Origin of the sequence: Rathayibacter sp. AY1D9, from assembly GCF_002932395.1 — a bacterium.
Classification (GTDB): domain Bacteria; phylum Actinomycetota; class Actinomycetes; order Actinomycetales; family Microbacteriaceae; genus Rathayibacter.
Window position 1 is genome coordinate 270040 of sequence record NZ_PSVQ01000001.1, and the last position, 20034, is coordinate 290073.

A 20034-nucleotide genomic window follows, 5' to 3' on the forward strand; every position below is an offset into this window, starting at 1 on the left:
AGGCGATCCCCGAACGTCCACCGGCCGCCGCCGGTCACGAAAGGTGCCCCTGTGCGCAGAACCCTCGCGATCCTCGCCGTCCTCGGCGCCTCCCTGAGCCTGGCGGCCTGCACCCCCGGGGAGCCGGATGCAGCGCCGTCCGCCTCCGCCACCCCGCTCGGCTGCGCGACCGAGGGCGAGGCGACCGCCGCGGTGCAGACCAGCGGCGACTTCGCCACCAAGCCGGTCACCGTGTTCCCCAGCCCGGTCAGCGTGGACGCCACCGAGCGCTCCGTCGCGATCGAGGGCACCGGCGAGGAGGTCGCCGAGGGCGACACCGTGCTGGTCGACTACACGCTCTACAACGGGACGAGCGGTGCCGAGTTCTCGGCGAGCAGCTACGCGTCCGGTGGCCGCGCGGCCTTCGAGGTCGACACCGACCAGTACCTCGCCGGCCTCGTGAAGGCCGTCAACTGCGCGACCGTCGGCTCGCGCGTCGTCGCCGTCGTTCCCCCGGCCGACGCGTTCGGCGACGCCGGGCAGAGCCAGTTCGGCATCGCCGCGACCGACTCGATCGTCATGGTGATCGACGTCGAGCAGATCGTGCCGACCGCCGCCGACGGCGAGCCGCAGCCCCCGGTCGACGGCCTGCCGACGGTGGCGCTCGCCGAGGACGGGGCGCCCACCGTCACCATCCCCGCGACCGACCCGCCCGCCGACCTGCAGCTCGCCGTCCTCAAGAAGGGGAGCGGCGCGACCGTGGCCGACGGCGACCAGCTGATCGTGCAGTACCAGGGCGTGGTCTGGGGCACCGGCGAGGTGTTCGACCAGAGCTGGGGGAAGCCCGCTCCCGCCGCCTTCGGCACCGGCGACGTGATCGAGGGCTTCAAGGAGGCCGTGGTCGGCCAGACCGTCGGCTCGCAGGTGCTGGTCACCATCCCGCCGTCGAAGGGCTACGGCGACCAGGGCAACCAGAACGCGGGGATCAGCGGGACCGACACCCTCGTCTTCGTGGTCGACATCCTCGCCATCAGCTGACCGGGAGGCGCTGGGTGCTCCGTGCCAGGATGGGCGGATGCGCAGGGTCATCATCCTCGGCTCGACCGGGTCCATCGGCACGCAGGCTCTCGACGTCATCGGCGCGAACCGCGAGCGGTTCGAGGTCGTCGGCCTCGCCGCCGGCTCGAACCGGGCGGCGGTCGCCGAGCAGGCGTCCGCGTTCGGCGTCGAGCACACGGCGTTCGGTGCGGAGGAGGCCGAGCAGCTGATCCGCTCGGTCGATGCGGACGTCGTGCTGAACGGGATCACCGGCTCGGTGGGGCTCGGCCCGACGCTCGCGGCGCTCGAGGAGGGCAGGACGCTCGCCCTCGCCAACAAGGAGTCGCTGATCGTCGGCGGCGAGCTCGTCACCTCGCTCGCCGGTCCCGGCCAGATCGTGCCGGTCGACTCCGAGCACTCCGCGATCGCCCAGGCCCTCCTCGCGGGCGAGCACCGCGAGGTCCGCCGCCTCGTGCTGACCGCGTCCGGCGGGCCGTTCCGGGGACGCGACCGCGCCTCCCTCCGCGACGTCACTCCGGCGCAGGCGCTCGCACACCCGACCTGGGACATGGGCCTGGTCGTCACGACCAACTCCTCCACTCTGGTTAACAAGGGGCTCGAGGTGATCGAGGCGCACCTGCTCTTCGACGTCCCCTACGACCGGATCGACGTCACCGTGCACCCGCAGTCGGTGATCCACTCGATGGTCGAGTACGTCGACGGCTCGACGATCGCCCAGGCCTCGCCGCCGGACATGCGGCTCCCGATCTCGCTCGGCCTCGACTGGCCGCACCGCGTCGCCGGGGTCGGCGTCCCGCTCGACTGGACCCGCACCCACTCCTGGACGTTCGAGCCGCTGGACGAGGAGGCGTTCCCCTCGGTCCGGCTCGCGAAGCGCGTCGGGGAGGCGGGCGCCTCCTACCCGGCCGTGTTCAACGCGGCGAACGAGCAGGCCGTGCAGGCGTTCCACGCCGGGCGGATCGGCTACCTCGACATCCTCGAGACGGTGGAGGCGGTGGTCGACGCGCACAGCGTCGACGGCGCGCTGACCCGCGAGTCGCTGGCCGCGGCGGAGGAGTGGGCGCGCCGCACGGCGGACGAGCGGATCGCCGGAGTCTGACCAGGGGTCATCCGGACGGGCTCCGTCTCCGCGGATCCGTGTCGGCGGACGTCGCGCCGCTGATCCGCTCGGCCGCGGAGTTCATCGGATCCGTGCAGGCGCACCCCAGCGTGGACGGGCGGGCCCGGCCTACAGTGTGTCGGTGGAATCCGTGCTGCTCTTCGTCCTCGGCGTCGTCATCATCGCCGTCGGCGTCGCCCTCTCCATCGCCCTGCACGAGGTCGGGCACCTCCTCCCCGCCAAGCTGTTCGGGGTCAAGGTCACGCAGTACATGATCGGGTTCGGGCCGACCCTCTTCTCCCGGCGACGCGGCGAGACGGAGTACGGCGTCAAGGCGATCCCGCTCGGCGGCTACATCGCCATGATCGGCATGTACCCGCCGAAGCACCCGGGGGACCGGCCCACGGAGTCGAGCACAGGCTTCTTCAACGGCCTGGCGTCCTCCGAGGCCCAGCTCGAGGAGCCCCGGCGCGGCGCCTACGCCACGATGATCGACGAGGCCCGTGCCGCCAGCGCGGAGACGATCGGCGACGGCGAGGACCATCGCGCGTTCTACCGGCTCCCCGTGTGGAAGCGCGTGGTCGTCATGGCCGGCGGCCCCTTCATGAACCTCGTGATCGCCACGGTCCTCTTCACCGTCCTCCTCTGCGGCATCGGGATCCCGCAGAGCACCAGCACCCTCGCCGCGGTCTCGCAGTGCGTGGTCCCGGAGTCGCAGCGCGCGACCGCGACCTGCACCGCCGACGACCCGCTGGCACCCGGAGCCGCGGCCGGCCTGCTGCCGGGCGACACGATCACGGCGATCGACGGCACTCCGGTGAGCACCTGGAACGACCTGACCCCGATCATCCAGCGCTCCGCGGGCGTCCCGCTCAGCGTGTCCGTCCAGCGCGACGGCGCCCCGCTGACCCTCACGATCACCCCCGCCGAGAACGAGGTCGCGGTGACCGACGCGAACGGCGCCCCCGTCACCGACGCCTCCGGTGCGATCGAGACGCAGACGGTCGGCTTCATCGGCATCTCGCCCACGTCGGCCCTCGCGCAGCAGCCGGTCACCGCGGTGCCCGAGACGGTCTGGTCGAACATCACCAGCGTCGCCCATGTGATCCTCAACCTGCCGCAGCGCCTCATCGACGTCGCCCGGGCGGCGTTCGGCTCGGAGGCGCGCGACGCCAACGGCCCGATCAGCGTCGTCGGAGTGGGCCGGATCGCGGGCGAGATCGCCGCCTCCGACCAGCTCCCCGTCGTGTCCAAGGTGCAGACGATGGTCGGCGTCCTCGCCTCGCTCAACGTCGCCCTCCTCGTCTTCAACCTGGTGCCGCTGCTCCCCATGGACGGCGGCCACATCGCCGGCGCCCTCTGGGAGGGCCTGCGCCGCCGGATCGCCAAGCTCTTCGGACGCCGCGACCCCGGCCCCGTCGACATCGCCCGCCTGCTCCCGCTCACCTACGTCGTCGTCCTCGTCCTCGGCGGCATGAGCGCCCTCCTCATCTACGCCGACATCGTCAAGCCGATCACGCTGTTCTGAGTTGGATTCCACGCCGGGCCTCGCCCGGCGTGGCGCGGTCGGCTTCTCGGGGTGGGGGCGTGGGTGGAGCGGGGTGCGGACGGCTGGGGCGAATCGCTGGGACGCGATTCACCCGTTCGCCTCGCGGGTGGAGGACGGGCCTCGCCCGGCGTGGTGCGGTCGGCTCTGCGAGGTGGGGTGTGGGTGGAGCGGGGTGCGGGCGGCTGGGGCCGGTCGCTCGGACGGGATCGGCGGTTCGGCTCGGGAGCGAGGCGACCGCGGATCGTCGTGCGGTCTCGAGCTGAGAGCAGGTGCGGTGGACGGGTTCCGAGGCGCGCAGGAGGGGCGGCGGCTGGGAAGGTGCGGCGAGCGGACGAGGGGTCCCGCGGCGCGCGTACGATGGGGCGCGTGCCAGCAGTGAATCTGGGTCTTCCCAAGGTCCCCATGACCCTCGCCCCCCGCCGCAAGTCCCGCCAGATCAAGGTGGGCAAGGTGCTCGTGGGCGGTGACGCGCAGGTCAGCGTCCAGTCGATGTGCACCACACCGACGACGAACATCAACGCGACCCTCCAGCAGATCGCCGAGCTCACCGCGTCCGGCTGCGACATCGTCCGCGTCGCGGTGCCGAGCCGCGACGACGCGGAGGCGCTGCCGATCATCGCCAAGAAGAGCCAGATCCCGGTCATCGCCGACATCCACTTCCAGCCCAACTACGTCTACGCCGCGATCGACGCCGGCTGCGCCGCGGTCCGCGTGAACCCCGGCAACATCCGCAAGTTCGACGACCAGGTCGGCAAGATCGCCGCCGCCGCGAAGGCCGCCGGCGTCTCGATCCGCATCGGCGTCAACGCCGGCTCGCTCGAGCCGAGCATCCTGCAGAAGTACGGCAAGCCCACCCCCGAGGCCCTCGTCGAGAGCGCCGTCTGGGAGGCCAGCCTCTTCGAGGAGCACGACTTCCACGACTTCAAGATCTCGGTCAAGCACAACGACCCCGTCGTCATGGTGAAGGCCTACCGCCAGCTCGCCGAGCGCGGCGACTGGCCCCTCCACCTCGGCGTCACCGAGGCCGGCCCCGAGTTCCAGGGGACCATCAAGTCCGCCACCGCCTTCGGCATCCTCCTCGGCGAGGGCATCGGCGACACCATCCGCGTGTCCCTCTCGGCCCCGCCCGCGCAGGAGGTCAAGGTCGGCCTGCAGATCCTCCAGTCGCTGAACCTCCGCGAGCGCAAGCTCGAGATCGTCTCCTGCCCCAGCTGCGGCCGCGCGCAGGTCGACGTCTACACGCTCGCCAACGACGTCACCGCCGGCCTCGAGGGCATGAGCGTCCCGCTGCGCGTCGCCGTCATGGGCTGCGTCGTCAACGGACCCGGCGAGGCCCGCGAGGCCGACCTGGGCGTCGCCTCCGGCAACGGCAAGGGCCAGATCTTCGTCAAGGGCGAGGTCATCAAGACCGTCCCCGAGGCCGAGATCGTCCAGACCCTCATCGAGGAGGCCAACCGCCTGGCCGCCGAGATGCCGGCCGACGACACCTCGACCGGAGCCCCGGTCGTCACCGTCGGCGCGAACTGACGGCGCGGGGCGGATCGACGTGGTCCGCCCCGCACTGCGCCTCGCGCTCGTGGTCGTCGCCGCCGCGCTCCTCGCCTCCGGTGTCGCCGCGCTCCGCAGCGGCCCGTCCTCCGAGGCCGGCGAATGCATCGACAGCCGCAGCCCGCAGGACCCCTTCGGCTGCGACCGCTGGGTGCTGACCGCGGCAGAGGGGGAGACCCCGTACACGGCCTGGGTCGAGGACGCCCGCGTCCGCCTCCGCTCCGAGAGCGTCGGGGGTGCGCCGACCCTGGTCGTCGGCACCGGCTGCCTCGTGGTCAGCGCCGCCTACCGGATCGACGACGGCGTGCTGATCCCCGGCGACGAGGTGACCGGCTCCGACACCTGCTCCGACACGCCGAGCCCCGAGGCCATCCGGCTCCGGGCGCTCCTCTCCGGCCCGATGACGATCGGCGGCACCCCCGACGACGTGCTGCTGGACGGCACGGGCGGAGCGGTCGTCTTCTCGCGGATCCCCGACTGAGGCTCCCGGCGCCCTCGCGAGCCGGGGGAGCGCAGCGGATAGGATCGTCCCTCGTGGTCACCCGTCTCTCGCATCTGTTCGTCCGCACGCTCCGGGAGGATCCCGCCGACGCCGAGGTCGCGGGCCACCGCCTCCTCGTCCGCGCGGGCTACATCCGCCGTCAGGCGCCCGGCGTCTTCGCCTGGCTGCCGCTGGGCCTGCGCGTCAAGCGCCGCATCGAGCGGATCATCCACGAGGAGATGGAGGCGGCCGGCGCCCAGGAGGTGCACTTCCCCGCGCTCCTGCCCCGCGAGCCCTACGAGCTCTCGGGCCGCTGGACCGAGTACGGCGACGGCGTGTTCCGCCTGAAGGACCGCAAGGACGCCGACTACATGCTGGCTCCCACGCACGAGGAGTTCTTCACGCTGCTCGTGAAGGACCTCTACTCCTCCTACAAGGACCTGCCCCTGTCGATCTACCAGATCCAGGACAAGTACCGGGACGAGGCGCGGCCCCGCGCGGGCCTCCTGCGCGGCCGCGAGTTCACGATGAAGGACGCGTACTCCTTCGACTACACCGACGCCGGGCTCGACGCGAGCTACCAGCGCCAGCGCGACGCCTACGAGCGGATCTTCGCCCGTCTGGGCCTGGAGTACGTGATCGTGCAGGCCGACGCCGGAGCGATGGGCGGCTCCCGGAGCGAGGAGTTCCTGCACCCCACCCCCGTCGGCGAGGACACCTTCGTCCGGTCGGCGGGAGGGTACGCGGCGAACGTCGAGGCGTACCGCACGCCCGTCCCCGCGGCGCTGCCCGTCGAGGGCCTGCCCGAGGCGCGCGTCTTCGACTCGCCCGACACCCCGACCATCCAGACCCTGGTCGACCTGGCGAACGCGACGCAGCCCCGCCCCGACGGCCGCGCCTGGACCGCCGCCGACACCCTGAAGAACGTCGTCCTCGCGCTCACCGCGCTCGACGGCACCCGCGAGCTCGTGATCGTCGGCCTGCCCGGCGACCGCGACGTCGACCTCAAGCGCGCCGAAGTGGCGTTCGCCCCGGCCGAGGTCGAGGCCGCCACGGCGGAGGACTTCGCGAAGCACCCCGGACTGGTCAAGGGCTACATCGGACCCTGGTCGGCCGAGGGAGCCGTCCTGGGCGAGGAGTCGGCGACCGGCGTCCGCTACCTGCTCGACCCGCGCGTGGTCGACGGCACCGCCTGGATCACCGGGGCCAACGTCTCCGGGCAGCACGTCCTCGACCTGGTCGCCGGCCGCGACTTCCACGGCGACGCCACCGTCGAGGTCGCGGACGTCCGCACCGGCGACGAGGCGCCCGACGGCTCGGGCCCGATCGAGACCGCCCGCGGCATGGAGATCGGCCACGTCTTCCAGCTCGGCCGCAAGTACGCCGACGTCCTCGGGCTGAAGGTGCTCGACGAGAACGGGAAGCTGGTCACCGTCACGATGGGCTCCTACGGCATCGGCGTGACCCGCATCCTCGCCATCATCGCCGAGGCCACCCACGACGACCGCGGACTGCTGTGGCCCGCGAACGTCGCGCCGTTCGACGTGCACGTCATCGCGACCGGCAAGGACGCGGCGGCTCTCGAGCTCGCCGAGTCGGTCGGCGCCTCCCTCGAGGCCGCCGGCCGCGACGTGCTGATCGACGACCGCCCGAAGGTCTCGCCCGGCGTCAAGTTCGGCGACGCCGAGCTGATCGGGGTGCCCGCGATCGTCATCGCGGGGCGAGGAGCGGCAGACGGGATCGTCGAGCTGTGGGACCGCCGGTCCGGCGAGCGCGAGCAGCTCCCGGTCGCCGAGGCGCTCGCCCGGCTGGGCGCCTAGACCCGACACGCCGAGGGCCCCGCCACCGCTTCCCGCGGCAGGCGGGGCCCTCCGTGCCTCGGCAGGAACCGCGGGTGGAACCCCGGGCCGCGTCGGGTACCCTTGAGGGCTGATCCGGGTGAGAGCCCGGCAGGCGAACGACCGCGGTCACCACCGCGGCATCCAAGTGAATAGAGAGAAAGGCCCGCCCGTGGACATCGACCTGAGCGTTCTGCGACTCATGGAGCGCGAGCGCGAGATCCCCTTCGAGGAACTCGTGCAGATCATCGAGCAGGCGATCCTGACCGCCTACCTCAAGCACATCGGCCAGGCCGACGACGCCGACAAGGCCACCGCCGTCGACGCGCGCGTGCACCTCGACCGCAAGACCGGTCACGTCTCGGTCTTCGTGCCCGAGCTCGACGAGGAGGGCGCCGTCGTGGGCGAGGCCGAGGACTCCCCGCGCGACTTCGGCCGCATCGCCGCCTTCGCCGCGAAGCAGGTCATCAACCAGCGCCTGCGCGACATCGCCGACGAGCACGTGCTCGGCGAGTTCAAGGGCCGCGAGGGCGACATCGTCGCCGGCGTCATCCAGCAGGGCCCCAATCCGCGGATGATCCACGTCGACCTCGGCTCCATCGAGGCGATCCTCTCGCCCGAGGAGCAGGTGCCCGGCGAGGACTACAGCCACGGACGCCGCATCCGCGTCTACGTCACGAGCGTCGGCCGCGGACCCAAGGGCCCGTCGGTCCAGGTGTCCCGCACCCACCCGTCGCTGGTGCGCAAGCTGTTCGCCCTCGAGGTCCCCGAGATCGCGTCCGGCGTGGTGGAGATCGTCTCCCTCGCCCGCGAGGCCGGCCACCGCACCAAGATCGCGGTGCGCGCGACCGAGCCCGGCGTGAACGCCAAGGGCGCCTGCATCGGCGAGCTCGGCCAGCGCGTGCGCGCGGTGACCGCCGAGCTCAACAACGAGAAGATCGACATCGTCGACTACTCCTCCGACCTGCCGACCTTCGTCGCCAGCGCGCTCTCGCCCGCCAAGGTGACCAGCGCGTTCGTGATCGACCAGAGCCTCAAGGCCGTCCGCGCGCTCGTCCCCGACTACCAGCTCTCGCTCGCCATCGGCAAGGAGGGCCAGAACGCCCGCCTCGCCGCCAAGCTGACCGGCGCGAAGATCGACATCCAGCCCGATTCGGTGATGGACGGGGAGTGATCCCCGAGCATCGGCCGTGCGGGGGAGCGGTCCCGGAGGGGAGGGAGTAGAGTGGAAGCCGTCAGAACGTGCGTCGGCTGCCGTCTGCGCGCCCCCCGGGCCTCTCTTCTGAGGCTGGTCCTCCACTCGAACGTCCTCGCGGTAGACCCGCGTGCCGTCCGTCCTGGTCGGGGAGCGTGGCTCCACGACACAGCCGACTGCTACGAGCTCGCGGTCAAGCGCCGCGCGTTCGGAAGAGCGTTCCGGACACGCGAGAGCGTGGACGCGAGCGAGCTGGAGCAGTACATCGCACGATCCGACCGGCTCGGCCCCTCGACCGGAGGGGCCGGAGCAGCGCACGATCACACCATAGAGAACAGGCAGAACGGCCCGTGAACTGATCATGAGCGAAGACTGATGAGCGGCTCGAAATGAGACCCGTCCGTTCGTGACGCCTGCCCCCGTCTTGGGTGCAGGCCCAAGACAGGAGAGAAGTGGCAAAACCACGCGTACACGAGATCGCATCCGAACTGGGTGTCGATAGCAAGGTCGCACTTGCGAAGTTGAAGGAGCTCGGCGAGTTCGTCAAGGGCCCGTCCTCGAGCATCGAACCCCCGGTGGCGCGCAAGCTCCGCCAGGCCCTCCAGGGCCAGGGCGGTTCCTCCGCGGGAGCGTCGGCGACCCCGACCGCCCCCGCCGCCGGCGCCCGTCCCGGGGCCCCGCGCCCCTCCGGCGCCCGTCCGTCCGCGCCCACGCCCGGCCCGGCCAAGCCGCCCGCTCCGGCGCCCGCACCGCCGATGTCTGTCGCCGAGCGCCAGGCCCAGGCTCAGGCAGCCCAGGAGGCCGCGGCCGCTCAGCGCGCCCAGGCAGCCAAGGACGCGCCCGCCGAGGCCGCCGCTCCGGCTCCGACCGAGGCCCCCGCGGCTCCGGCCGCCGCCGAGAAGCCGGCGTCCGGCGCGACCCCCGGCGGACCCAAGCCCGTGACCCCGCGTCCGGCTCCCGCCGCGAACACCCCGCGCCCCGGCGGCGCCTCGGGCGGCTCCAACCGCCCCGGCGGCACCCCGCGCCCGGGCAACAACCCGTTCGCCAGCAACCAGGGCATGGGACAGCGTCCCGCCGCCCCGCGCCCCGGCAACAACCCCTTCGCCAGCTCGCAGGGCATGGGATCGCGTCCGACCCCGGGCAACATCCCCCGCCCCGCTGCTCCGCGCCCCGGCGCGCCCCGACCCGGCGGACCCGGCATGGGCCAGCGCCCCGCCGGCTTCGGCCAGCGTCCCGGCGGACCCGGCGGCGGAGCAGGACGTCCCGGCGGTGCCGGTCGTCCGGCCGGCGGCGGCTTCCAGCGCCCCGGCGGCGCTCCCGGTGCCGGTGGCGGCTTCGCCCCGCGTCCCGGTGGCGGCGGCGGTCGCGGTCGCGGCCCCGGCGGTGGAACCGCAGGAGCCTTCGGTCGCGGTGGCGGCAAGAGCAAGGCCCGGAAGTCCAAGCGCACGAAGCGTCAGGAGTTCGAGCTCAGGGAGGCCCCGTCGCTCGGCGGCGTCAGCGTCCCCCGCGGCGACGGCAGGACGGTCATCCGTCTGCGCCGCGGCGCGTCGATCTCGGACTTCGCCGACAAGATCGAGGCCATGACCGGCGTGCCGGTGCCCCCCGGCAACCTGGTCACCGTCCTCTTCGCCCTCGGCGAGATGGCGACGGCCACCGAGTCGCTCGACGAGGCCACCTTCGAGGTGCTCGGCTCCGAGCTCGGCTTCAAGATCCAGGTCGTCTCGCCCGAGGACGAGGACAAGGAGCTCCTCGAGGGCTTCGGTCTCGACCTCGAGCAGGAGCTCGACGACGAGACGGACGAGGACCTCGAGATCCGTCCCCCCGTCGTCACCGTCATGGGTCACGTCGACCACGGAAAGACGCGCCTGCTCGACGCGATCCGCAACGCCAACGTCGTCGCCGGCGAGGCGGGCGGCATCACGCAGCACATCGGTGCGTACCAGGTCGTCGCGGAGCACGAGGGCATCGAGCGCCCGATCACCTTCATCGACACCCCGGGTCACGAGGCGTTCACCGCCATGCGAGCCCGCGGTGCCCAGGTCACGGACATCGCGATCCTCGTGGTCGCGGCGGACGACGGCATCATGCCGCAGACCATCGAGGCGCTGAACCACGCCCAGGCGGCCAACGTGCCGATCGTGGTCGCGGTGAACAAGGTGGACAAGCCCGACGCCAACCCGGCCAAGGTGCGCCAGCAGCTCACCGAGTTCGGGCTCGTCGCCGAGGAGTACGGCGGAGACGTCATGTTCGTCGACGTGTCGGCTCGCGCGGGCACCGGCATCCAGGACCTCCTGGACGCCGTGCTGCTCACCGCGGACGCCGGTCTCGACCTGCGCGCCAACCCCAACAAGGAGGCGCGCGGAGTCGCGATCGAGGCGAAGCTCGACAAGGGACGCGGTGCGGTCGCGACCGTGCTCATCCAGTCGGGAACGCTGCGCGTCGGAGACGCGATCGTCGCCGGAACGGCCTACGGCCGCGTCCGTGCGATGGCGGACGAGAACGGCAACGCCGTCCTCGAAGCCGTGCCGTCGCGTCCGGTGCAGGTGCAGGGACTCTCGTCCGTGCCCCGCGCCGGCGACACCTTCCTCGTCACCGAGGAGGACCGCACGGCCCGTCAGATCGCCGAGAAGCGCGAAGCCGCTCAGCGCAACGCCCTGCTGGCCAAGGCCCGCAAGCGCATCTCGCTCGAGGACTTCACCCGTGCTCTCGAGGAGGGCAAGGTCGAGTCGCTCAACCTCATCATCAAGGGCGACGTGTCCGGTGCCGTCGAGGCGCTGGAGGAGTCGCTCGTCAAGATCGAGGTCGACGACTCGGTGCAGCTGCGCATCATCCACCGCGGTGTCGGTGCGATCACGGAGTCGGACGTCAACCTCGCGACGATCGACAACGCGATCATCGTGGGCTTCAACGTCCGCCCCGACCCGAAGGCCCGCGAGCGCGCTGCTCGAGAAGGAGTGGACATCCGCTTCTACTCGGTCATCTACAACGCGATCGAAGAGGTCGAGAACTCGCTCACGGGCATGCTCAAGCCCGAGTTCGAGGAGGTCCAGTCCGGTGTCGCCGAGATCCGCGAGGTGTTCCGCTCCTCCAAGTTCGGCAACATCGCGGGTGTCATCGTCCGCTCCGGCACGATCACCCGCAACTCGAAGGCGCGCGTCATCCGTGACGGCGTCGTGGTCGGGGACAACCTGGCCATCGAGTCGCTGCGTCGCTTCAAGGACGACGTCACGGAGGTCCGTACGGACTACGAGGCCGGTATCGGACTCGGAAAGTACAACGACATCCAGATCGGCGACGAGATCGAGACGATCGAGATGAAGGAGAAGCCGCGAGGCTGATCCGCTCCACTGGAAGGCCCGGGTCCGCCCGGGCCTTCCGGCGTCTCACGGCGCTGTTCGTGCGGGATCGGGAGGGGACTCTCGTCCTCTCGCGCCCTGCGGGAGGAATCGGGGGCCGCCCGTGTCCCGGAGGTGCGCACCCTCCAGCGTGCGCTTCCGCACCTCCGGGCGTGGGAGGCCGGCCCCGATCAGACGTTCTTGCAGCGGTGACTGCGCCCGCTGAGCGAGCAGCGAGCCTGCGGGCGACGTCCGGCTCCCGATCCAGCACCTGAGCCTTCCCGCCCCCCCGATCCCCGAGGATCAGGGAGCCGCGAGGAGGCACCCCACCCGCGCCGTCGCAGACGCGCCCCACCCGCGCCGTCGCAGACGCGCGGTCGAGGGGCATCACGCCCCAGAAGCAAGGCCCCCTCGGACGCGACCGGTCGTCCGGGCGGAGAGTGGTTGAATGGCGAGCTGAACGGTTCGCCGAGAGAGATGTGAGGACCAGCCATGGCAGATCCGGCCCGGGCGAGGAAGCTCGCCGAACGTATCCAGGTGATCGTCGCGAAGCGGCTCGAGCGCGGTCTCCGCGACCCGCGCCTCGGCTTCGTCACCATCACCGATGTCCAGGTGACCGGCGACCTGCAGCACGCCTCGGTGTTCTACACGGTCTACGGCACCGATGAGGAGCGCGCCGATTCGGCCGCGGCCCTCAAGGCCGCCACCGGAATGCTCCGCACCGAGGTGGGCAGGAACATCACGTCCCGGCTCACGCCGTCGCTCGAGTTCATCCTCGACGCGGTGCCCGAGAACGCGAAGCACATCGAGGATCTGCTCGCCGCCGCGCGCAGCCAGGACTCGCAGGTGCAGTCGCTCGCCGCTCAGGCGGACTACGCCGGCGAGGCCGACCCCTATGTGAAGCCCCGCGAGGACGACGAGGACTAGGCGCCGAGCCCGAACACCGCGGAGCCCGTGGCGACGTCGACCGATTCCAGGACGACGACGACACGGGCTCCCGGCGTGAGCGGGGCCGGGACGTCGACGGTGATCTCCGGGTCGAGCAGCTGGACCGAGGAGCGGGTGCGCGTCGAGGAGACGACGATCCCGCTGAAGGAGGCTCCTTCGCGGCCGCGGAGGACGGCGGCCTCGACGATCGCGGTCGCCGCACGGGAGGCGGCTCCGGCCCGGCGGTCGCTCGCGGCGAGGAGCGGCGGGAGCAGGGGCAGCGCCTCGCGCAGCTGCGACGGGATCGTTCCGCCGCGGGACACCGCGAGGCAGACGGCGAGGCCGAACCGGTCGACCAGGCGCCGCAGCGGCGCGGTGACGTGCGCGTACGGCGCGGCGAGAGCCGCCTGCTCGGGATGCTCCGGCGGGGCGCCGTCGAAGGCGGTGTAGCCGGCGCCGCGGAACAGGCTCGCCGCGGCGTACATGATGGCGAGCTGGGCGGGGTCGGCGGTGTCGAGGCGGCGCAGGTAGGCGCCGTAGGCCTCCTCCTCGGGCCACGGGACGCCGAGCGCCGCGGCTCGGGAGCGGAAGGCCGCGACGGTGGCGGGGTCGGCCTCGGGCATGGTCCGGAGGATGCCCACCCCCGCGTCGAGCATCATCGTCGCCGCCGCCATACCGGTCAGCAGCGAGACCTGGGCGTTCCAGCCCTCGACGGCCAGGGGAGCGCGGCGCTCGACCCGGTAGCCGCCGTCGGCGGCGACGATCTCCTCCTCGGGCAGCGTCAGGCTCGCTCCTCCACGCTCGGCCTCGCGCGCCAGGCGCTCGCGTCCGAACCAGGGGAGGAGGGCGAGGGAGGGGTGCGGATCGCCCGCGTCGACGCTGCGCTGCACGCCCTCGTAGTCGAGCCGGGCCACGCTGCGGACGAGCGCCCGCTCGAGGTGCACCGAGCGCGGCTCCGCCCGCTCGTCGAGGGTCAGCGTCCAGACCAGCGCTCGGCGCGTCTCGTCCGGCAGGAGCGACGCGGTCCCCTCGGAGAGGACCGCGGGGTGCAGCGGGACGCGGCCGTCCGGGAGGTAGTAGGTCTGGCCGCGGCGGCGCGTCTCGGCGTCGAGCGCTCCGCCGGTGCGGACGACCGCGGGCACGTCCGCGATGGCGTAGCGGAGGACGACGCCCTCCGACGTGCGCTCCAGGTGGAGGGCCTGGTCCAGGTCGAGCGAGCCGGGCGGGTCGATCGTCACGAAGGGGATGTCCGTCCGGTCGACGCGGTCCTCGTCGTCCGCTCCGGCGTCCGCGTGCTCGGCCTCGGCCAGCGCGGCCGGCGGGAACGGGCCGGGCAGGTCGTTCTCGACGCGGACCGCGGCGAGGGCGCGCTGGACGTCCAGGGCGAGGTCGACGTCGAGGGCGCGCTCGACGGCGGCGTCGGGGCGGGGGAGGCGGAGGCGGCGACCGGTCACGGCGCCGACCCTACCCGCCTCCTCCGACGCGGACGGCGGTCGACGGGCCCTCAGGAGCCGGGGAGGAGGTAGCCGTCCTCCGGGCCGCCCGTCGCCAGGCCGTCGGCGAGGAGCCCGGCCAGGGCGCGACCGCGCTGGTCGGCGTCCGGCCAGAGAGACTCCACCTCGGCCGCGGTGACCGGGCCGTGCGCGGCGCGCAGCTCGGCGAGGATGAGGCCGCGGACCTGGCGGTCCGAGCCCTCGAACCGCTTCTGCTTCGCCTTCACGGGCCCGGTGTGCTCGGGGTACCCCTCCGCCCGCCAGCGGCAGAGGTCGCGGATCGGGCACTCGTCGCAGCGCGGAGCGCGGGCGGTGCAGACGATCGCCCCCAGCTCCATCGCGCCCGCGTTGAAGGCCGCCGCCTCGGAGAGCGACTCGGGCAGCAGCGCCGACATCGCGGCGAGGTCGGCCCTCGCGCGGGGCGGGCCGGGCTCCGCCGCTCCGTCGACCGCGCGCGCGAGGACCCGGCGGACGTTGGTGTCGACCACGGGGTGCCGCCTCCCGTACGCGAACACGGCGATGGCGCGGGCGGTGTAGTCGCCGATGCCGGGCAGCGCGAGGAGGGTCTCGACGTCGTCGGGGACCACGTCGCCGTGCTCCTCGGCGATCGCCACGGCACAGGCGTGCAGGCGCAGGGCCCGCCGCGGATAGCCCAGGGACTGCCAGGCGCGCACCGCCTCGCCGGGCGGGACGGCGGCGAGAGCGGAGGGTGTCGGCCAGCGCTCCAGCCACTCCGCCAGACGCGGGACGACGCGGACCACCGGGGTCTGCTGCAGCATGAACTCGCTGACGAGCGTGCCCCAGGCGGGGAAGCCCTCGCGGCGCCACGGCAGGTCGCGGGCGCTCGTGCGGAACCAGGCGGTGATCGCGTCGGCGAGAGGGTCGGAGGGCATCAGCCCACACTAGGCGGCGGCGCGTATCGTGGGCGGATGACCAGGTGGGCTCCGCAGAAGGCCGATGTGCTCGACGCTCTCGCGGCGGAGGTGCTGCACAACTACGGGCGCGGACGGGTCAAGGTCGGGATCGACGGCGACGACCCCGCGGTGAGCGCGGCGTTCGCGCTCGACCTCGCGGAGGCGCTCCGCCGGGCCGGCAAGGACGCGATCGTCGCGCACCTCGCCGACTTCCGACGTCCCCGCGCCGATCGGGACGACCCCGCCGTGCCCGACGACCAGCGCTCCTACGCGGCCGGGTACGACTACGAGCTCCTGCGCCGCGTGCTGCTCGATCCGTTCACCCTCGGCGGCAGCACCGGGTTCGTGCTCGCGGGCTTCGACGCGGTGCGCGACGAGGCGCGGCAGGCGCGCTGGCGGACCGCCGGCCGCGACGCGGTGCTGCTCGTCGACGGAGAGTTCGCCCTCCGGCCGGAGCTGCGCGGCGCGTGGAGCACCAGCATCCGCCTCGACACGCAGGAGCCGCCGGTGGACGCGGCGTACCGCGCCACGACGGATCCGCGCCGGCTGGCGGGGATCCTCGTCGACATCCGCGATCCGGAGCAGCCCCGGCGCCTCTTCGCCGACTCCTGCTGAGCCTCGGGACGGAGGCCGCCGCCGCGGGCGGCGTCCGTCCGACAGGGCCGCGGGCTCAGACCAGGGCGGCGCGGCGCACGACCTCTGCCGGCGGCACGAAGGCGCCCGCCCGCTCGACCTCGTGCACCAGGTCGACCAGCAGCTGGTTGACCGGTGCCTCGCGCCCGCCGCGGTGAGCGGTGCGGACCACGGCCCCGGCCAGGTGGTCGATCTCGCTCGGCACTCCGCGGCGGACGCTCTGCAGCGTCGACCCGGGGTTCGGCACCTCGCCCATCCGCGCGGCCATCCGGCGGGGGAGCAGCTCGACCAGGGGCAGGGGAGCGGCGGCCAGGGCGCGGACGGACGTGTTCGAGAGTCCCTGCAGCGAGCCGAAGCGGACGCCCGACGCGAGGCCCGTCCGGGCGGCCTCGCGCATCGACCGGGCGAGGACGCGCCGCAGCCCCGGATCGTCGATCGTCTCCTGGACCGAGAGCCCGGTGATCGCGGGCAGGGCGTTGACCTCGTTGATCAGCAGCTTCGTCCACTGCGCTCCGGTGAAGTCGTCGGTGACGGCGGTGGGGACCGCCTCGCCGAGCACGGCGGCGGCCCGGCGCACGTCGTCGTCGGCCAGGCGGCCGGGGACGCCGAGCGTGGTCGTGGCAGGAGCCGTGACGGTGACGCGGCCGGGTTCGAGGTGGCTCGCGGCGAAGAGGGCGAGAGCACCCACGAGCCGGGCGTCGCGCACCTGCCGGGCCGCCGCGGTGAGTCCGTCCAGTCCGTTCTGGACGACGACGACGAGGGTGCCGTCGACCGTGCGGCGGTTGGTGCGCAGCGCGTCCTCGGCGTCCTGCGCTTTCGTGCAGACGAAGGCGAGATCGGGTGCCAGGTCGAGGGACTCGCCGCAGCGGACCCAGGCGGTGTGCTCGCCCCACGCCCCGTCGAGCCGGATCCCCGACCGGCGGATCGCGGTGAGGTGGTCGCCTCGGGCGGTGACCTCGACGTCGTGCCCGGCGCGGTCGAGAAGGGCGGCGATGGTGCCGCCGACGGCGCCTGCTCCGAGTACTGCGATCCTCATCCGGACAGCCTAGGACGGGCGGGGGAGGGCTCCGGCTCCACCCCGGGGGTACTCCCGATCCGTCCGTGTATCCTCGCACCCGTGCTCGAGACCCCCGCCCCGGCTCCGAACGGGATCCTCCTGCTGGACAAGCCCGGCGGCATCACCAGCCACGACCTCGTCTCGCGGACCCGCCGCCGCGCGGGGACCCGCAAGGTCGGCCACGCGGGGACGCTCGATCCGATGGCGACCGGGCTGATGATCCTCGGTCTCGGCCCCTCGACGCGCCTGCTCACCTACCTCGTCGGCCTCGACAAGCAGTACGAGGCCACGATCCGGCTGGGCTCCTCCACCACCACCGACGACCAGGAGGGCGAGGTGCTCGCCTCGGCGGAGCCCGCCCTCGTCGCGGCCCTCGCCCCGGAGTCGGTGTCCGACGCGATCGCGGCCCTCACCGGAGCGATCGAGCAGGTCCCGAGCACGGTCAGCGCGATCAAGGTGGACGGCCGCCGCGCCTACGCCCGCGCCCGCGACGGCGAGGAGGTCGTGCTCGCCTCCCGCCCCGTGACCGTCTCGGAGTTCGCCGTCCTGGCGAGCCGCCCGGTCGAGGGGTTCCTCGACCTGGACGTGCGCGTCACCTGCTCCTCCGGCACCTACATCCGCGCGCTCGCCCGCGACCTGGGCGCGTCCCTCGGAGTCGGTGGCCACCTGACCGCGCTGCGGCGCACCGCGGTCGGCCCCTTCTCCGTGGCGCAGGCCGGCGAGATCGACGAGCTCGACGTCCCCGCCGCGCTCCTGCCGCCGACGCTGGTGGCGGGCGAGCTGTTCCCCCTGCTGCGCCTCGACGCCCAGGAGGCGGGCGATCTCGCGAACGGCAAGCGCATCCCGGCCCCGGAGGCGGTGGCGGGAGCGAAGGGCCTCCTCGCCGCGGTCGGCCCGGGGGAGCGGCTGATCGGCCTCGCCGAGCGGCGCGGCACCCAGCTCAAGAGCGTCGTCAACTTCCCGACCGAGGACCTGCGGACGGCCGCCTCGTGATCGAGTGGTTCACGATCCTCCAGGTGGGGATCGCCGTCGCGGCCGGCCTGCTCTGCCTCGTGCTCGGGCTGCTCGCCCGCCGTCCCTCGGACGTCTCGGTCGGCGCGACGGCGATCGTCGAGCTGCTGCTGATCGTCCAGCTGGCGGTCGCGATCGTGTCGCCGCTGGTCGGCAACCGCCCGTCGGGGAGCCTGCCGGAGTACTACATCTACCTGATCTCGGCGCTGCTCCTGCCGCTCGCGGCCGGGTTCTGGGCGCTCATCGAGCGGAGTCGCTGGAGCACCGTGATCCTGGGCGTCGCCTGCCTCTCGATCGCGGTCATGGTCTACCGGATGCACCAGATCTGGTTCTTCCAGAGCGCCTGATCGGGCCCGCCACCGGGCCCGGCCCGGCGAGCGCCTAGCATGGACGTGCGATGTCGAAACCAGCCAGCGATGCGTCCGGACGGGCCGCTCACGACCCCTCAGTCCCCTCGGCCCCCGGGAGCGGAGAGCCGACCCGTTCCGCCCGCTCGCGCGGGATCGGCAGCCTCCTGGTCGTGGTCTACGGGATCCTCGCGCTCGCCGCGACGGGGCGCTCCGTCTTCCAGATCATCGACCGGTTCGACGAGGCGCCGCTGGCGTTCTCGCTCTCGGCGCTCTCGGCCGTCGTGTACATCGTCGCGACGGTCGCCCTGATCGTCCCGGGCCGCGCCTGGCAGCGCGTCGCGTGGGTGACGATCACCTTCGAGCTGGTGGGCGTGCTCGTGGTCGGCGCGCTCAGCCTCCTCGCTCCGCAGCTCCTCGGGCTCGCGAGCGCCGACCCGTTCGGGCGCCAGTCGACGGTGTGGGCGGCCTTCGGCGCCGGCTACCTGCTCATCCCGCTCGTCCTGCCCGTGCTCGGCCTCTGGTGGCTCCGCGTGCAGGGGCGGCGCACGCCCCGGGCGGCCGCCTGATGCGCGTCGAGACCCGCCCCGGCGACCTGGCCGGGATCGGACCCTCCGCCGTCACGATCGGCAAGTTCGACGGCGTCCACTCCGGGCACCGGGCAGTCATCGGCCGGCTGCACGAGCGGGCCCGCGAGCAGGGGCTCGCCGCCGTCGTCGTCACCTTCGACCGCAATCCGCTCAGCGTGATCGCGCCGGAGAAGTGCCCGCCCGTCCTGGTCGGCAACGAGCAGAAGCTCGAGCTCCTCGCGGGGACCGGCGTGGACGCGACGCTGCTGCTCACCTTCGACGAGGCGTTCCGGGCGCTCTCGCCCGAGCAGTTCGTCGAGCAGGTGCTGGTGGAGGCGCTCGAGGCCCGCGTGGTCCTCGTCGGCTCCGACTTCCGCTTCGGCGCCCGGGGAGCGGGCGACGTCGACCTGCTGCGCGTGCTCGGCGGGCAGCACGGATTCGAGGTGGAGCTGATCGACGACGTGCGGCCCGAGGACGGGCGCCGCGTCTCCTCCACCTGGATCCGCGAGCTGCTGGCCGAGGGCGACGTGGAGCACGCGACGCGCCTGCTCGGGCACGAGCCCGTCGTCCGCGGCGTGGTCGTGCACGGAGCGAAGCGCGGCCGCGAGCTGGGCTTCCCGACCGCGAACCTCTCGCCGCAGTCGCAGGGCCTGATCCCGGCCGACGGCGTCTACGCGGGCCGGCTCACCACCGACGGCGTCACGCATCCCGCCGCGATCTCGGTCGGCAGCAACCCGACCTTCGTCGGAGTGCCGCCCAAGCAGGTCGAGGCGTACGTGCTCGACCAGACGCTCGACACCCTCGACCTCTACGACCGCGTGGTCGACGTGGCGTTCGTCGGCCGGATCCGCGGCCAGGTCGCCTACGAGGGCGTCGAGCCCCTCATCCGCCAGATGAACCACGACGTGGTGCAGGTCCGCGAAGTCCTCGGCATCGACTGAGCGGGATGCCGGCCGCCGCTTAGCAGGGGCCGCGGGCCCGCACCAGCGGGAGAGGTCCC

At 73.1% G+C, this 20034-nt stretch carries 18 protein-coding genes; 15 read left to right on the plus strand and 3 right to left on the minus strand.

Annotated elements, in window-relative coordinates; genetic code table 11:
• The first annotated feature begins 51 nt into the window (after positions 1 to 51).
• The 10 genes from C5C50_RS01245 (at position 52) to rbfA (ending at position 13010) form a co-directional block, all read left to right on the plus strand.
• Positions 52 to 1017, plus strand: a complete 966-nt coding sequence (locus C5C50_RS01245; protein ID WP_181133869.1) for an FKBP-type peptidyl-prolyl cis-trans isomerase — start codon at positions 52 to 54, stop codon at positions 1015 to 1017.
• 37 nt (positions 1018 to 1054) lie between these two features.
• Positions 1055 to 2137, plus strand: coding sequence for a 1-deoxy-D-xylulose-5-phosphate reductoisomerase (gene dxr / locus C5C50_RS01250; protein WP_104272672.1), 1083 nt, complete (start codon positions 1055 to 1057; stop codon positions 2135 to 2137).
• A gap of 142 nt (positions 2138 to 2279) precedes the next feature.
• Positions 2280 to 3665: an RIP metalloprotease gene (locus C5C50_RS01255; protein WP_258067589.1), complete on the plus strand. Its 1386-nt coding sequence runs from the start codon at positions 2280 to 2282 to the stop codon at positions 3663 to 3665.
• Between the two features lie 387 nt (positions 3666 to 4052).
• Positions 4053 to 5213 (plus strand): flavodoxin-dependent (E)-4-hydroxy-3-methylbut-2-enyl-diphosphate synthase, encoded by a 1161-nt coding sequence (gene ispG / locus C5C50_RS01260; protein WP_173244694.1) that lies wholly within the window; start codon positions 4053 to 4055, stop codon positions 5211 to 5213.
• Positions 5214 to 5232: 19 nt separating this feature from the next.
• On the plus strand, positions 5233 to 5715 hold the full coding sequence (locus C5C50_RS01265) for a hypothetical protein (protein ID WP_104225178.1): 483 nt from the start codon (positions 5233 to 5235) through the stop codon (positions 5713 to 5715).
• 53 nt (positions 5716 to 5768) lie between these two features.
• The gene (locus C5C50_RS01270; protein ID WP_104272674.1) at positions 5769 to 7535 is read left to right on the plus strand and encodes a proline--tRNA ligase; all 1767 of its coding nucleotides are present in this window, start codon (positions 5769 to 5771) and stop codon (positions 7533 to 7535) included.
• A 190-nt stretch (positions 7536 to 7725) separates the two neighbouring features.
• Complete coding sequence (gene nusA / locus C5C50_RS01275) at positions 7726 to 8727, plus strand: transcription termination factor NusA (RefSeq protein WP_104225180.1); 1002 nt, start codon at positions 7726 to 7728, stop codon at positions 8725 to 8727.
• Positions 8728 to 8778: 51 nt separating this feature from the next.
• A complete protein-coding gene (locus tag C5C50_RS01280; protein WP_104225593.1) occupies positions 8779 to 9102 on the plus strand; it encodes a YlxR family protein in 324 nt (107 codons plus the stop codon).
• A gap of 98 nt (positions 9103 to 9200) precedes the next feature.
• Positions 9201 to 12086 (plus strand): translation initiation factor IF-2, encoded by a 2886-nt coding sequence (infB, locus tag C5C50_RS01285; protein WP_104260219.1) that lies wholly within the window; start codon positions 9201 to 9203, stop codon positions 12084 to 12086.
• 489 nt (positions 12087 to 12575) lie between these two features.
• Complete coding sequence (rbfA, locus tag C5C50_RS01290; RefSeq protein ID WP_104223052.1) at positions 12576 to 13010, plus strand: 30S ribosome-binding factor RbfA; 435 nt, start codon at positions 12576 to 12578, stop codon at positions 13008 to 13010.
• Here rbfA and C5C50_RS01295 read toward each other — a convergent pair.
• The gene (locus C5C50_RS01295) at positions 13007 to 14464 is read right to left on the minus strand and encodes a ribonuclease catalytic domain-containing protein (protein ID WP_258067592.1); all 1458 of its coding nucleotides are present in this window, start codon (positions 14462 to 14464) and stop codon (positions 13007 to 13009) included. The genes rbfA and C5C50_RS01295 overlap by 4 nt on opposite strands.
• Positions 14465 to 14514: 50 nt before the next feature.
• Entirely contained in the window at positions 14515 to 15396 is an 882-nt protein-coding gene (locus C5C50_RS01300) for an A/G-specific adenine glycosylase (RefSeq protein WP_104225596.1), read from the minus strand.
• Positions 15397 to 15432: 36 nt separating this feature from the next.
• Between C5C50_RS01300 and C5C50_RS01305 the strand changes: the two genes are divergently transcribed.
• Positions 15433 to 16032, plus strand: a complete 600-nt coding sequence (locus C5C50_RS01305) for a hypothetical protein (protein WP_146085841.1) — start codon at positions 15433 to 15435, stop codon at positions 16030 to 16032.
• A 55-nt stretch (positions 16033 to 16087) separates the two neighbouring features.
• On the opposite strand, the gene C5C50_RS01310 is transcribed toward C5C50_RS01305, so the two are convergent.
• A complete protein-coding gene (locus C5C50_RS01310) occupies positions 16088 to 17086 on the minus strand; it encodes a ketopantoate reductase family protein (RefSeq protein WP_104272676.1) in 999 nt (332 codons plus the stop codon).
• 81 nt (positions 17087 to 17167) lie between these two features.
• Between C5C50_RS01310 and truB the strand changes: the two genes are divergently transcribed.
• The 4 genes from truB to C5C50_RS01330 are packed head-to-tail and all read left to right on the plus strand — an operon-like array spanning position 17168 to position 19975.
• The gene (truB, locus tag C5C50_RS01315; RefSeq protein WP_104223057.1) at positions 17168 to 18100 is read left to right on the plus strand and encodes a tRNA pseudouridine(55) synthase TruB; all 933 of its coding nucleotides are present in this window, start codon (positions 17168 to 17170) and stop codon (positions 18098 to 18100) included.
• A complete protein-coding gene (locus C5C50_RS01320) occupies positions 18097 to 18465 on the plus strand; it encodes a hypothetical protein (RefSeq protein ID WP_104223058.1) in 369 nt (122 codons plus the stop codon). The genes truB and C5C50_RS01320 overlap by 4 nt, the downstream gene beginning before the upstream one ends.
• Before the next feature lie 50 nt (positions 18466 to 18515).
• Positions 18516 to 19034: a hypothetical protein gene (locus C5C50_RS01325; RefSeq protein WP_258064086.1), complete on the plus strand. Its 519-nt coding sequence runs from the start codon at positions 18516 to 18518 to the stop codon at positions 19032 to 19034.
• Positions 19034 to 19975 carry a bifunctional riboflavin kinase/FAD synthetase gene (locus tag C5C50_RS01330; protein WP_104225670.1) on the plus strand — a complete coding sequence of 314 codons (942 nt, stop codon included), beginning with the start codon at positions 19034 to 19036 and terminating at the stop codon, positions 19973 to 19975. Before C5C50_RS01325 ends, C5C50_RS01330 begins: the two co-directional genes overlap by 1 nt.
• Positions 19976 to 20034: the final 59 nt, after the last annotated feature.